We start from the raw sequence: 13316 nt of genomic DNA, 5'->3' as shown, positions 1-13316 counted from the left end.
ATTGCCGATCAACAGATCGCGATTTTCAAATCACTTTGCCACCAGAGGCTCAGATGTTGAAGTTTGGGGCCGCCGTATCGACTGGGGTTCCAGGTAGGTAAGGCTGCGCCATAGCCATTCGACCGGTCCGAAGCGGTAATATTGCAGCCAGACAGGGCTCCAAGCCAACTGCACCAGCCAGACAGCGGCAACGAAATAGTAGAGTTGATAGCCGTATACAGAGCCGTAAAGATTACCGGCAAATCCGTAAAAAACCAGCGCCCCAAAAAGCGATTGCATCAGGTAATTGGTCAATGCCATGCGACCGACGGATCGCAAGGAATGCTGAAGCCAACGCAGCAGATTAGACTTGGCAAACAGCGCGAGCGCTGCGATGTGCCCCAACGCCATGGAAAGGCGCCCTAAATCGTAGGTTAAATTCGTGATCGCCTCAGCCATTGGCGAAAAGCCATTACTGGCCAGGTACCAGCTCTCCCAGACCGAAACAGGTACGCCAATGCCATAACAGAGCAATAGCATCCGCAGGTAAAAGCCCATATTTTTTTGCCCAGAAATAATACCCGCTTTGAACAAGGCCATACCCAACAGAATCGCCATGAGCGCGTCACCGAACCACATGCCAGTGTGAAGCTGAGTCTGTACAAAACGGCTTTCACCTGCACGCAGCATCCATGTATCGACAAAACCGCCCCGCATGGCCGTCAGTGTCTTCTGATTTTCCTCGCTGGAAACGCTCTCAACTTTGCTCTCCCAAGTCTCAATTGCTTTTTCCTGCTCTTCCGTTAGCTGCACCGCTTCATTATCGTCAACCTGCTCGGCAGTTCCGCTATCTTTGTTCTGGGTTTCTTCCTCTCCGCTACTGAGAACGACCCTCCCTTCATCACGCACTGTGATTGCTGACTGGTAGGCGGCATGAGCCTGTACGGAGTCTAGGAGATCCAGCCCTCGCTTTGCTGTAACCAGAAGAACCGGAATCAGAAAGAGAAAAACCAATTGTCGGGCACTCAGATTGCGCAATGGAAAAAGCAGCAGCGCCGCAATTCCGTATACGTAAAGGATGTCTCCGGGCCACATCAGAATATAGGCGTTGAAAAGACCGAATAGCACCAGCCACAGGTTTCGCCGGTAATAAATATCCGCTGGTGCCAGCCCCTGGTTCCGCGCAGTAAGACGCTGCAGCAATAACATAGCGCCAGCGCCGAAAAGCAAACTGAACAAAGCGCGCTGGGAACCTTCGGCAAAAGTAAAAATTATTAACCAGGTGGCTACCGGCGCACCGTCAGTTTCACCGAAAAAATTGGGCGTTGTGTAGTACCCGAACGGAGCGGCAAAACCCCAGACGTTCATCAACAGAATGCCCAGCACAGCGACACCGCGCATCAGGTCGAGCGTGTGGTTACGTTCCCGCTCGGCGACGGGAGAGAGAGAATCCGACATGGCAACTCCTGTTTTTATATAAACTGGTCTGGGGACCCGGAGCTGCTGGGCCAGTGGTGGCACAACTGTGAAGCAGGTTTTGTATATCGCGATGGGACGGAGAGGTCAATCTCGGAAAATTACCCGATAGTCTGAATGGCAGTTGGTCTTATTTAAGGAGTTGAATTGAGCGCCAAGGAGTTAAAAAAAATTCCGCGGCGGCGGAAATTGGTCCTACAGACCAATTCCCTCTGCCGCCAGAATGCGCACTTTACAGCACATGACTACAGGCGCATCTCTATCCCCGCATCCTGCATGAACTGCTTGGCCTCACCCACAGTGTATTCACCGAAGTGGAAGATACTCGCTGCCAGTACCGCATCGGCACCGCCTTTGAGCACGCCGTCGGCAAGATGTTGCAGGTTACCTACACCACCAGAGGCGATAACGGGAACGGATACCGCATCGGAAATCGCGCGGGTCAGGGCCAGGTCGAATCCGTTCTTAGTGCCGTCTCTGTCCATGCTGGTCAGCAGAATTTCACCGGCGCCGTAGCTATCCATTTTTTTCGCCCATTCCACCGCGTCGATACCGGTGGGCTTGCGCCCGCCGTGGGTGAAGATTTCCCACTTGTTTTCCGCAACCTGCTTCGCATCGATGGCGACGACGATGCACTGACTGCCGAAGCGGTCAGCGGCTTCGCGCACGAAGTCGGGATTGAATACGGCGGCGGAGTTGATTGCTGTTTTATCCGCGCCCGCATTCAGCAGGTTGCGAATATCCTGAAGCTCGCGCACGCCGCCGCCAACGGTCAGCGGAATAAACACCTGCGAGGCCATTTTCTCCACGGTGTGTAAGGTGGTATCGCGGCCTTCATGAGTGGCGGTGATATCGAGGAAGGTGACTTCGTCGGCACCGGCCTCGTTGTAGCGACGGGCGATTTCCACCGGGTCACCGGCATCGCGAATATCGACAAAGTTCACACCCTTGACCACGCGGCCGGCGTCAACGTCGAGGCAGGGAATAATGCGTTTGGCGAGTCCCATTGAATTCTTCCGCTTAATGATTCCAGTTATCGCACAGCTGCTGGGCGGCGCGCAGATCGAGCTTGTCTTCGTAGATTGCACGGCCCGTAATAGCACCGAAAATTTCGGTCTTGCCGTCGCCCGCCTGAAGCAGCTGTTCGATATCTTCTATACAGCTAACGCCGCCGGAGGCAATGATGGGAATCTGCACGGCGCGAGCGAGATCCATGGTGGCCTCGAGATTGACGCCCTGCATCATGCCGTCGCGGGCAATGTCGGTGTAGACGATCGCGCTGACACCGCAGTCCTGGAACTCTTTGGCAAGCTCTGTGGCCTGCACATCGGAGACCTGGGCCCAGCCTTCGGTGGCTACCAGGCCGTCTTTGGCGTCAAGGCCAACGATGATGTGACCTTCAAATTCACGGCAAGCTTCCTTGACCAGCTTGGGATTCTTTACCGCGGCGGTGCCGATAATGGTCCACTTTACGCCGGAGTCGAGGTAGTGCTCGATGGTTTTCAAATCGCGGATGCCGCCGCCAATCTGGATGGGGAATTGCGGGAACTGGCGGGCGATCGCGCTGACGGCGTCGCCATTGACGGGGTTGCCGGCGAAGGCACCATTGAGGTCGACGATGTGCAGGCGTTTGGCGCCCTGGCTGAGCCAGTGTTCGGCGGTGGCAACGGGGTCGTCAGAGAAGACGGTCGCGTCTTCCATTTCACCTTGGCGCAGGCGTACGCACTCGCCGTCTTTTAGATCAATGGCTGGAATTACAATCATTTTACTTAACTTCCTGTTGCCAGCTTTGCTACTTGCTAGTTTTTAGTTGCTGCCGTTCCAAGCGACAAAGTTCCTGAGCAGCTGCATACCCGCATCTGCACTTTTTTCCGGATGGAACTGGGTGGCGAAGATATTGTTTTTGGTTACCGCTGATGCGAGCTGCACGCCGTAGTCGGTCTCACCGGCAACGGTATCGTTGTTGTCCGCGGGCACATAGTAGCTGTGCACGAAATAGAAGCGGCTTCCGTTTTCGATGCCCTTCCACATCGGGTGGTCAATCTTTTGCTGAACCCGGTTCCAACCCATATGCGGCACTTTCAGGCGTTCGCCATTTTCATGCAGATCCCTGCCAAAGAACCTGACCGGCTGCGGGAAAATACCGAGGCAGTCGACGCCACCGTTTTCTTCACTGCTAGCCATCATGATCTGCATACCAACGCAGATACCGAGTATGGGCATACCGGTTTCGATGCACTGGTTCAGCAGCGGCACAAAACCGGGGCGAATAAAGCCTTCCATGCAGTCGCGGATGGCACCCACGCCGGGGACGACCAGACGGTCCGCGCCTTCAGCCTGCTCCGGGGTGGTGGCGAGGACGACCTCATCATTGGGGGCAACTTTCTGCAGGGCGCTGGCAACCGAGTGGAGATTGCCCATGCCGTAATCGAGAACAACGATCTTTTGCATCTTCGCTCCCGCCTTACAGCACACCTTTGGTGGAAGGCATGGCGCCTTCCATACGTGGATCCGGGGTCAGGGCCATACGCAGGGCGCGGCCGAAGGCCTTGAACACGGTCTCGATCTGGTGGTGGGCGTTGAAGCCACGGATGCAGTCGATATGCAGGGTCACCAGAGCGTGGTTCACGAAACCCTGGAAGAATTCGTAGAACAGCTCGGTATCAAAGTTGCCTATGCGCTTCTGGGTAAAGGGCACATTCATTGTGAGACCCGGGCGGCCGGAGAAGTCGATAACCACGCGGGACAGCGCCTCGTCCAGGGGGACGTAGCTGTGGCCGTAGCGGGTCAAGCCCTTCTTGTCACCAATGGCTTCGGTGACGGCCTTTCCGAGGGTGATGCCGATGTCCTCCACGGTGTGGTGGTCGTCGATATGAATGTCGCCATTACAGGTGATGTCCAGGTCGATCATGCCGTGGCGGGCTATCTGGTCCATCATATGCTCGAGAAAGGGCACGCCGGTGTCGAATTTGCCGGTGCCTTTACCATCGAGATTGAGGCTGACCTTGATCTTGGTTTCCAGGGTGTCGCGAGTGACGCTGGCGGTGCGCATGGGCTATACATCCTTGATGACGATTGGGGCATGCAGAGGCCCCTCTGAGACAGAAGGCGCGAATTATACGCCCAAATGCCCCCGAATTTGGGCGATAGTGTCAGATGAAACTTGATTCGTCATAGAGATTAAATATCATACGCCCCATGACTATGCACCCCCGCCAAAAGACCCCTGCCTGGGTCAGCTTTGTACTGCTGTTCGCGCTGTTGCTCGCGCAGCCGGTGCTGGCGGAGCATATTCACATCGATGACAAGGCGCACGCCATGTGTGACCTGTCCCACAACCACACCCCTGCACCCGCAGGTAGTGAGTTTACCTTCGAGTCCTCAGACCTGGCCCCGCTGTATATCGAGCAGCAGGCCCCGGTGGCCCTCGACTGCCAGCCGGAACGCCAGTCTGCCCGCGGCCCGCCCGCACTCCTGTCACTCAGCTGATCGCTCTCGCTGCTAGCCCCGGCTCGCCTGCTTTGGCCTGCCGTACCAGCTCGCAGCTTAATAACGCATAAGTTTTCGGGCACCGGCCTTTTGGGTGGCCGCTGCCTGTGATTGACAGGAATAATTCGAAATGTTTCTTGAAAAGTACCGAGTAAACACTCTGGCGCTGGCCGTTGCCTGCGCATTCTCTTCTGCTGCGTCTTCTGCCGTTTCCGCCGAGACCGTCGACAGCAAAGAATCCATTGAAGAGGTGAACGTCACCGTCTCGCCGCTGGCGAAGCCGGCAGACGCGGTAGCTGCACCGGTGACGGTGCTGTCTGGTGAAGCGCTGCGCCAGGAGGCCGCGGGCACACTGGGCCAGACCCTGAACAACCAGCTGGGTGTAGCCAATGCCTCTTTCGGCAGCGGCGTGGGCCTGCCGGTCATCCGCGGCCAGAGCGCCAACCGGGTGAAGGTGTTGAGCGATAACCTGGACGTGGCGGACGCCTCCAACACCAGCTCCGACCACGCAGCCAGTGTTGAGCCCCTGCTGGCAGAGCGCATCGAGATCCTGCGCGGCCCAGCCGCCCTGCGCTACGGCAGCGGCGCCATTGGCGGTGTGGTGAACATCCTTGACGGCCGCATCCCCACTGAAGTGCCCGAAGAAATGGAAGGCGCGGTGGAAATGCGTCACGACACCGCCAACAGTCAGGACGCGGGAGTGTTCCGCCTGACCGGTGGTGCAGGCAATGTGGCCTGGTACCTGGATGGGGTCTACCGCGACAACGACGACACCCAGATCCCCGGCCTCGCCATCCTCGAGCACGAAGAACATGAGGAACACGCCGACGAATCGACCGGCGAAGAAGTGCACGAGGAAGAGCTCAACACCGACGGCTTCGTCGGCAACACCAACGCCCGCGCCAAGAGCGCCAGCGCTGGCCTGTCCTGGGTAACGGATACCGGCCTTGTGGGCTTTTCTGTCAACCGACTGGAAAACAATTACGGTATTCCGCTGGGTACCCACGAGCACCATCACGACCACGAAGACGCGCTTCACGAAGGTGAAGAACACGCCCTCGAGGAAGAGCACGAAGAGCCCGGCGAAGACGCCGTGCGTATCGATTTGGCGCAAACCCGCTACGACCTGAAGGGCGAACACCGCTTCAATAGCGAGTACTGGGACAAGCTGAGCGTGCGCCTGGGCTACAACGATTACGAGCACGTTGAGCTGGACGCCGGCGAGCCCGGCACCCGCTTTACCAACCATGCCTGGGAAAGCCGCGTGGAAATGACCCACGATAACGGCGGCCAGTGGCGCGGCGCATATGGCCTGCAGCTGACCGACAAGGACTTTGCCGCGGTTGGCGACGAGGCGTTTATCCAGCCCAGCAACACCCAGAGCATCGGTCTGTTCACCATGAAAGAGCGCGCCTGGGGCGATTGGCACCTGGACCTGGGTGGCCGTGTAGAGCAGGTGACTGTGGACCCTGAGCAAGGCGAAACCCAGGACTTCAACCTTCTCGGCCTGTCCGGTGCCATCCAGTATTTCCTTGCCGAACACCAGCACCTGAGCTTTGGCGCGACCCACGCCGAGCGCGCACCGGTGGCCGAGGAACTGTTTGCAGAAGGCGCCCACCTGGCGGAAGCCCGCTATATCGAAGGTGAAGAGGATCTCAATAAGGAGAAGTCCTTTAACCTGGAGCTGGGCTACCACCACCACAATCAGGAAGCCTCCGGCTGGCACGCAATGCGGGTTGAGACCAACCTGTTTTACAACCGCGTGACCGACTACATCTACGCCGCCAACAGCGGTGAAGAGAACCTCGACGAAGAGCTGCCAATCTACGGCTACACCAACCGCGATGCGGTGTTCTACGGTGCCGAGGCCTCCATGCGCCTCCCCTTTACCGGCGGCCACTACGTTGAACTGTTCGGTGACAGCGTGCGCGCCAGCTTCACCAGCGATCTCGAACTGCACCACGAGGAAGAGGAAGGCGAAGCAGACCACGCGCATGAGCACGAGGAACTGGCAGGTTACCACCGCGCTGTTCCGCGCATGCCGCCACTGCGTGTCGGCCTGGCGTTTGGCGGCAACTACGATCAACTGAACTGGGAGCTGCGCACTACCAGGGCCGCCGCCCAGGAACGCGCCGGCGCTTTCGAGGAAGAAACCGAGGGCTACACCCGCATGGACCTGACCGCACGCTACAGCCTGAATCTGGGCGGCACCGATGCGGTCCTCTTCGCCAGCGCGCGCAACCTGCTGGATGAAGAAATCCGCAACTCCACCTCACTGCTGCGCGACTTCGCACCGGAAGCGGGACGCAGTGTAGAAGCGGGAATCCGGTTTCAATTCTGACCGGCAACTGCTTCAATAGTCGCATCCGCGGTGCTGGAGCACTCTAACCAAGAGCGCTCCAGTACCGCTTCCCTATCGCCAAAGTCAGATTAAGGATGCGCTCTGTATGGCCTGGATCAAACGCGGTCTTATCACCCTCGTTGTTCTCTTTATCCTTTTCGCTGGTGTCATTGCCTGGTTTCTCTCCGGTCTCGACGCCAACCAGTACAAACCCAAGATCGTAAAGCTGGCCGCAGACCAGGGTATCGCCCTGACCCTCGACGGCGATATCGGCTGGCAGATCTGGCCGAATATCGCGCTCAAACTCGAAGGGGTAAAGCTCGCACCTTTGGCGCTGCCCAGTGAATCTTTGCTGGAAGCAGACAAGGTCGCGGTCGGCGTCGCGTTGATGCCGCTATTCGACAAGCGTATTGAAGCCAAGGAAATCGTACTCCTCGGCCCACAGGTAGCGCTCACCGTAGACAAGAACGGCAAGGGCAACTGGGAGTTGATCACCGAGGCCATGGAGGCAAAGGCAGCACAGGACGCCAAGACCCAACGGGAATCCCCACCCGCGCTGGATATCCCCCAAGAAGAACAGGCCGCTTCTGGCGGTGGCCTCGAGCTGGCGCTGGAGCAACTGCGCCTGGAAGACGGTGTGCTGCGCTATACCGACAAGCAGACTGGCACCGAGTACGCCATTAGCAAGCTGCACATTGCCGCGGACAACCTGGTTCCCGGTGGCAAACCCGGCGACGTGCGCCTGCAGGCGGAATTAGCCGGCAGCGACCTGCCCGAGCCCGTGAACCTGGATATCCACAGCAGCCTCGCCATCGATGAGGGCCTGAACGGTCTGCGCCTGCAACCCGCCAACATCAAGCTTACCGGCGCCGAAGGCGCAAAAGCCGAGGTTAATCTGCGCGGTAACATTCGCCGTGTCGAGGCCGATGCCCCCTGGCAAATCCAGCTAAACGTGAAGGTAGATGTAGAGCCGATTTCCGGCTGGCTTGCCGCTGTGGGTAGTGAGTACAAGCCCCAGAGCAGCAGTGCCCTCAAGCACCTGCGTATCGAGTCCGATATCAGTGGAACCGACAAGCAGATGAACCTGCAGCCCTTGGAACTGGTGCTGGACGACAACAAGTTTACCGGTAGCGCCAGCTTCCAGGCGGCCACCAACGCAAAAGCGGTGCCGAGTGTTTCCCTGAGCCTGAAGGGCGGTGAACTGAATGTTGACGACTACCTGCCCCCGCCCGCTGCCAACCCCGAACAGGACGAGCTGAGTGCCGATGTGGCCGCAGCCCAGCCGGTGCCTCTGCCCCTGGAGTCCATGCGCGGCTTCAACGCCAAGCTGGACCTCACCCTGGAGAAGCTGCACGCGCTCGATTTCGACATCGACAAACCCGAGCTGGCAGTGAACGTGAACAATGGCCTGTACCAGCTGAACAAACTGGCAGCCGGCGTTTACGGCGGCACCCTGAACAGTACCGGTGTATTCAACGCCCGCGGCAGTTCCGCTCGCGGCGAACTGAGTGGTGGCCTCTCCGGGGTCGAAATCTCCAAGGTGCAGGAAGCCCTGTTTGCCAGCGACGAGCCGGAAGCAGCGGACAAGAAAAAGGTCACCCTGTCCGGCAAAACCGATCTCACCTGGGTGGGCCAGACGACCGGTGCCGACACCCTGGCCCTGCAGAAAAACCTGCGCGCCGCGGTGCAGCTGAACTCCAAAGAACTGGCACTGGCGCCATTCAACCTAGAGAAAGGCATGTGCCAGCTGGTGAGCTACGCGGAAAAAACCGCAATGCCGGAAAAAGAGTGGCCCGCACAGACCCGCCTGCAGGACCTGCGCACCAGCGTAAACCTGACCGGTGATGTGGCTAAGGTTGAGGGCATCAATGCCGGTATCGAGAATATCGCACTGACCGGCGACGGCACCGTCGACCTGGAACAGCAGCAGTTCGACTTCGCCCTCGGCCTCGCACTGGTAGGAGAGAAGACTTCCGGCAACGGCTGCTCGGTGCAAAACTCCCGCTGGCGCAATCGCCCGCTGCCGCTGCGCTGCAAGGCCAAGTTCAACGAAGCCGGCGGCACCACCTGTAAACCCGACAGCCGCCGACTCGACGACCTGATCCGCGCAGAACTGAAATATCAGGCGGAGAAAAAATACGGGGACAAGGTGGAATCGAAAACTGAAGAGCTGAAAGACAAGCTGAAAGACAAGTTCAAAGGCCTGTTTAACCGCGGGGACTGATCCCCCTACCTCTTGCGGCTTTATCCCGTTAGCATGGGCACCCTCCGCGGTGCCCATTTTTGTTTCGACCTATGCCAAACCCTGCCCCCAAATCCCAAACCAAGCCCCAAACCAAGCCCAAGACCCCAGCCCGCTTCCAGCAGGCCCTGCTCAAATGGTTCGACCAGCACGGCCGCCACGACCTGCCGTGGCAGCAGGACATCAATCCCTACCGGGTGTGGGTATCGGAAATCATGCTCCAGCAGACACAGGTCACAGCGGTTATTCCCTACTACCAGCGCTTTATGGAATCTTTTCCCACGGTTGGGGCGCTCGCCAGTGCGAGCCAGGACAAGGTGCTCGCCCACTGGAGCGGCCTCGGCTACTACGCCCGCGCGCGCAATCTGCACAAATGCGCCCAGACGGTGGTGAGTGAACACGGTGGAGAATTTCCGCAAAGCGTAGCGGCCCTGTCTGATCTGCCCGGTATCGGCCGCTCCACCGCTGGCGCCATCGCCAGCATCAGCATGAACCTGAAAGCCGCCATTCTGGATGGCAACGTCAAGCGTGTGCTGGCCCGTATCCACGCCGTCGAGGGCTGGCCGGGTCAAACCGCGGTGGCCAACAAAATGTGGGATATCGCCGAGCGCTACACCCCCGGAGAACGCACTGGCGACTACACCCAGGCGATGATGGACCTGGGCGCCACCCTCTGCACCCGCGCCAGGCCCGCCTGCGAACGCTGCCCCTTTGAAAACCACTGCATTGCCCGCGCCCAGGGCAACCCCACCGACTACCCCGGCAAGAAGCCGAAAAAGGAAAAACCCGAGCGCCAGACTACCCTGTTGCTGATCGAGCACGATGGCGAACTCTATTTGGAGCAGCGCCCGGCTAGCGGCATCTGGGGCGGCCTGTGGACACCGCCGCAGCTGGAAGGGGACGATGGCGGCGAAGCCAGCGCCCAGGAATGGCTAGCGGCACAGGATCTGGACGCCAGCGAGATCCAGGCCCTGCCGCCCATGCGTCACACCTTCAGCCACTTCCACCTGGATATCCACCCTGTGTGGATAAGCCTGCCGCGCAAGCCCACTCAGGTGGCAGAAGGAGCCAGCGGCTGGTATAAACTGCGCCAGCTCGACCGCCCCAGATCCGGACAGGATCTGGGCCTGCCCGCACCAATCGCCAAGCTGGTCAAACAGCTCGTGGCTTTGCGGGCCCCACTATTGGCACCCTGTTAGGAGAACCCATGTCCCGCACCGTCTTCTGCCGCAAATACCAGGAAGAACTGGAAGGCCTCCCCAACCCGCCGTTCCCGGGCCCCAAGGGGCAGGACATCTACGACAACGTCTCCGCCAAAGCGTGGCAGGAGTGGATGGCCCACCAGACCATGCTGATCAATGAAAAGCGCCTCAACATGATGGAACCCTCCTCCCGCGCCTATCTCGCCGAGCAGATGACCAAGTTCTTCAGCGGTGAAGACTACGACGACGCGGAAGGCTACGTGCCGGAGCAAGACGGCGACAAGTAAGCAACCGCTTACAAACTGCAAAAACTATTTATCAATCAAGGGGTTGACTCCCCCCGATAGAGCAGGTTTAATACGCGCCTCGCTGCCGGGGACAACCCCGAACCAGCAACGCCCAGATAGCTCAGTCGGTAGAGCAGGGGATTGAAAATCCCCGTGTCGGTGGTTCGATTCCGCCTCTGGGCACCATACAAAAAGCCGCTCCCGAAAGGGTGCGGCTTTTTTTGTATCTGTTGTCCGGAGCCGGATGACAAAACGCCGGGAGCGTTTTGGTCTGCCGAAGGCACCCGAAGGGTCAGGCGCATGGATGCGCCTGAGACAGAACCACCGCGGTTCGACAAATCGCGAAAGCGATTTGCAACGAGCGCACAGCGTGAAGCCCGATTTATTAAAAATCTCACTGGACGGCCAGAGCTTGCGCGCAGCAGCTTTACGCCCGCAAATCAAAGCTTCATATCTCCGACCTGCCAGTACTCCCCGGTGAGCATTTAGAATGTCGTCATTACTTCGCAAATAACTCACTTTCAATATCGCGAAAACCTTTGAATTCCAGCGCGTTGCCGCTTGGATCCATAAAGAACAGCGTACCCTGCTCGCCAGTCTGACCGGCAAAACGCACATAGGGCTCAACGATAAATTCATCGACAAATCCCTGCGCTTTCTGTGCGAACACTTCCCACTCTGAGAATGGCAGGATCACACCAAAATGTGGAACGGGGACACCGTGGCCATCTACAGGGTTGGCGATGGTCGGAACTTTGCCGTTTTTGCCAATAGCCGGGTTCAGGTGGGTCACCAGCTGGTGGCCAAAAAGATTCCAGTCAACCCAATGCTCCGAACTGCGCCCCACTGAGAGCCCCATTTTATCGCCATAAAATTCACGCGCTTCGGCAATGTCACGAACCTGTATTGCGAGATGGAAGGGAGTAAGAGACATAAATTAGCCCATAGTTCCAAATTAATAGAGAGCAAGCATAGTACCGCAAGTTGCTGACACAGCAGTTTCTGTAAAACTGACAGACGTAAAACCCGTTGTAACACTCGTGTGCCCGCTGCTAGTGTGAAGGCCAAAATTACTAACTAACAGTCAGCCAGTAGTAATACTTGAGATACAAAGCCTGGCAAGCTGAGAAGGTCTTCTGGTTATAATCCACACACGATTTACAAAAATCTAACAATATAAGGAAACCATCATGCGCCTGCTCCCTCTCCTTATCCTGTTACTGAGCTCTGTAGTCCAGGCCAAGGAAAATAAAGTCAATGTCACTCTCAACCAGAGCTATGGAAAGCCAGAAGTGCTCGTTAGGGCAGATGGCGATATCGATCTAAAGCCGGTCTTTGCCGACGCAGAAATCAAGTGTCGGAAGCCGGGCTGGCGAGCCAGTGAATTAGCAGGCGAGTCATACCTTCCGACCAAGGTAAATGAGAGTGTAACCAAGAAAAAAACAGTCGCCTCTCTGGAGGACAAAGACGCCAGTCAATATAAGGCTCTGAAAAGCTGCGTTAGCGGAAAGCCCACCACGGTGACAGTTTCCTATGGAATTTGGGGGCAATGCCAGAAAACCAAGGCAGTGATACGCGGAAAGGAAAAGCCAATATGGGGGCGTGAAAAAGTCAACGTTCAGGTTTCCTGTGACAAGAAATTCCGAATGCTCAGGTAGTCACGGCAGTATTTGAAATACCGTAACTAAAGCGGGGAGACGCACCGGCAAAAACTGGATTGTCGCAATGGCGAACATGGTGAACTCTCCGTGTAATCCAGAGCGGGAATGGTTTACAAAGTGTTAACTCCCCCACATTATCCAGGCGCTCATTCAGCATAAATTCATCTGTACAAGCCAGAATTACCCCTACAAATTTTCACCACGTTTGGAGAGAACATGAACAAGTTTCTTACCGCAGCAGTCGTCAGCCTCGTATTTGCCACTCCCGCATTCGCCGACAAGCCTGAAGCCACCGGCAAGGAAATGAAGGAAGCCAAGGTGTCCGAAGAAGCCAAGGCTGGCATGGAGAAGCAGGCTGCCGTGGCTGCTGAAAAACGCCAGATGGCGGAAGAAAAGTCCAAGGAAGAAAAGTCCAAGAAGGGCAAAGAGAAACGACCCAGCGCAGACGAAACGGTAAAAGAGGCCAAGGAGATGCCTAAAGGTCTCGAAAAGCAGAGCGCCAAAAAGGCTGAACAGGAACGCAAGGAAATGGACAAAGGCTCCGAGAAAGGCCAGGCAGCACGCGCTGAAAACAGCAAGAAGTGGTGGCAGTTCTGGAAGTGATTATTTGAGAATCAGGGGCGGCATATTCCCTATCCG

At 57.5% G+C, this 13316-nt stretch carries 13 protein-coding genes and 1 tRNA gene; 8 read left to right on the top strand and 6 right to left on the bottom strand.

Going from position 1 to position 13316, the window contains the following annotated elements:
• Window positions 1–30 precede the first annotated feature (30 nt).
• The 5 genes from LC059_RS09340 to hisB all read right to left on the bottom strand — a co-directional run bounded on the left by LC059_RS09340 (window position 31) and on the right by hisB (window position 4507).
• Window positions 31–1437, bottom strand: a complete 1407-nt coding sequence (locus tag LC059_RS09340; protein ID WP_226703580.1) for a DUF418 domain-containing protein — start codon at window positions 1435–1437, stop codon at window positions 31–33.
• Between the two features lie 263 nt (window positions 1438–1700).
• Entirely contained in the window at window positions 1701–2462 is a 762-nt protein-coding gene (gene hisF / locus LC059_RS09335) for an imidazole glycerol phosphate synthase subunit HisF (RefSeq protein ID WP_226703579.1), read from the bottom strand.
• 13 nt (window positions 2463–2475) lie between these two features.
• Window positions 2476–3219: a 1-(5-phosphoribosyl)-5-[(5-phosphoribosylamino)methylideneamino]imidazole-4-carboxamide isomerase gene (gene hisA, locus LC059_RS09330; protein ID WP_226703578.1), complete on the bottom strand. Its 744-nt coding sequence runs from the start codon at window positions 3217–3219 to the stop codon at window positions 2476–2478.
• Between the two features lie 42 nt (window positions 3220–3261).
• Entirely contained in the window at window positions 3262–3906 is a 645-nt protein-coding gene (hisH, locus tag LC059_RS09325) for an imidazole glycerol phosphate synthase subunit HisH (RefSeq protein ID WP_226703577.1), read from the bottom strand.
• Window positions 3907–3919: 13 nt separating this feature from the next.
• Window positions 3920–4507: an imidazoleglycerol-phosphate dehydratase HisB gene (hisB, locus tag LC059_RS09320; protein ID WP_226703576.1), complete on the bottom strand. Its 588-nt coding sequence runs from the start codon at window positions 4505–4507 to the stop codon at window positions 3920–3922.
• 146 nt (window positions 4508–4653) lie between these two features.
• On the opposite strand from hisB, the gene LC059_RS09315 reads away from it, so the two are divergent.
• The 6 genes from LC059_RS09315 (at window position 4654) to LC059_RS09290 (ending at window position 11202) form a co-directional block, all read left to right on the top strand.
• Window positions 4654–4944, top strand: a complete 291-nt coding sequence (locus LC059_RS09315; RefSeq protein ID WP_226703575.1) for a hypothetical protein — start codon at window positions 4654–4656, stop codon at window positions 4942–4944.
• Between the two features lie 130 nt (window positions 4945–5074).
• Window positions 5075–7285, top strand: a complete 2211-nt coding sequence (locus LC059_RS09310) for a TonB-dependent receptor (RefSeq protein WP_226703574.1) — start codon at window positions 5075–5077, stop codon at window positions 7283–7285.
• Window positions 7286–7391: 106 nt separating this feature from the next.
• Window positions 7392–9509, top strand: coding sequence for an AsmA family protein (locus LC059_RS09305; protein ID WP_226703573.1), 2118 nt, complete (start codon window positions 7392–7394; stop codon window positions 9507–9509).
• A 71-nt stretch (window positions 9510–9580) separates the two neighbouring features.
• Complete coding sequence (gene mutY, locus LC059_RS09300) at window positions 9581–10726, top strand: A/G-specific adenine glycosylase (protein ID WP_226703572.1); 1146 nt, start codon at window positions 9581–9583, stop codon at window positions 10724–10726.
• An 8-nt stretch (window positions 10727–10734) separates the two neighbouring features.
• Window positions 10735–11016, top strand: a complete 282-nt coding sequence (locus LC059_RS09295) for an oxidative damage protection protein (RefSeq protein ID WP_226703571.1) — start codon at window positions 10735–10737, stop codon at window positions 11014–11016.
• A 110-nt stretch (window positions 11017–11126) separates the two neighbouring features.
• Window positions 11127–11202: transfer RNA gene (locus tag LC059_RS09290), tRNA-Phe, on the top strand.
• A gap of 313 nt (window positions 11203–11515) precedes the next feature.
• Here LC059_RS09290 and LC059_RS09285 read toward each other — a convergent pair.
• Complete coding sequence (locus LC059_RS09285; protein ID WP_226703570.1) at window positions 11516–11950, bottom strand: VOC family protein; 435 nt, start codon at window positions 11948–11950, stop codon at window positions 11516–11518.
• 256 nt (window positions 11951–12206) lie between these two features.
• On the opposite strand from LC059_RS09285, the gene LC059_RS09280 reads away from it, so the two are divergent.
• The gene (locus LC059_RS09280; RefSeq protein ID WP_226703569.1) at window positions 12207–12674 is read left to right on the top strand and encodes a hypothetical protein; all 468 of its coding nucleotides are present in this window, start codon (window positions 12207–12209) and stop codon (window positions 12672–12674) included.
• A gap of 219 nt (window positions 12675–12893) precedes the next feature.
• Window positions 12894–13280: a hypothetical protein gene (locus tag LC059_RS09275; protein WP_226703568.1), complete on the top strand. Its 387-nt coding sequence runs from the start codon at window positions 12894–12896 to the stop codon at window positions 13278–13280.
• Window positions 13281–13316: the final 36 nt, after the last annotated feature.

The sequence above is a fragment of the Microbulbifer elongatus genome (genome assembly GCF_020524885.1).
Taxonomy (GTDB): Bacteria; Pseudomonadota; Gammaproteobacteria; order Pseudomonadales; family Cellvibrionaceae; genus Microbulbifer; species Microbulbifer elongatus_A.
This window is presented reverse-complemented; position numbering and strand designations above follow the sequence as displayed.

Coding starts and splice junctions, on each gene's coding strand:
- LC059_RS09295 (WP_226703571.1), top strand. CDS start 10,735: ATGTCCCGCACCGTCTTCTGCCGCAAATACCAGGAAGAACTGGAAGGC.
- LC059_RS09340 (WP_226703580.1), bottom strand. CDS start 1,437: ATGTCGGATTCTCTCTCTCCCGTCGCCGAGCGGGAACGTAACCACACG.
- LC059_RS09280 (WP_226703569.1), top strand. CDS start 12,207: ATGCGCCTGCTCCCTCTCCTTATCCTGTTACTGAGCTCTGTAGTCCAG.
- mutY (WP_226703572.1), top strand. CDS start 9,581: ATGCCAAACCCTGCCCCCAAATCCCAAACCAAGCCCCAAACCAAGCCC.
- LC059_RS09285 (WP_226703570.1), bottom strand. CDS start 11,950: ATGTCTCTTACTCCCTTCCATCTCGCAATACAGGTTCGTGACATTGCC.
- LC059_RS09310 (WP_226703574.1), top strand. CDS start 5,075: ATGTTTCTTGAAAAGTACCGAGTAAACACTCTGGCGCTGGCCGTTGCC.
- hisB (WP_226703576.1), bottom strand. CDS start 4,507: ATGCGCACCGCCAGCGTCACTCGCGACACCCTGGAAACCAAGATCAAG.
- hisA (WP_226703578.1), bottom strand. CDS start 3,219: ATGATTGTAATTCCAGCCATTGATCTAAAAGACGGCGAGTGCGTACGC.
- LC059_RS09315 (WP_226703575.1), top strand. CDS start 4,654: ATGACTATGCACCCCCGCCAAAAGACCCCTGCCTGGGTCAGCTTTGTA.
- hisF (WP_226703579.1), bottom strand. CDS start 2,462: ATGGGACTCGCCAAACGCATTATTCCCTGCCTCGACGTTGACGCCGGC.
- LC059_RS09275 (WP_226703568.1), top strand. CDS start 12,894: ATGAACAAGTTTCTTACCGCAGCAGTCGTCAGCCTCGTATTTGCCACT.
- LC059_RS09305 (WP_226703573.1), top strand. CDS start 7,392: ATGGCCTGGATCAAACGCGGTCTTATCACCCTCGTTGTTCTCTTTATC.
- hisH (WP_226703577.1), bottom strand. CDS start 3,906: ATGCAAAAGATCGTTGTTCTCGATTACGGCATGGGCAATCTCCACTCG.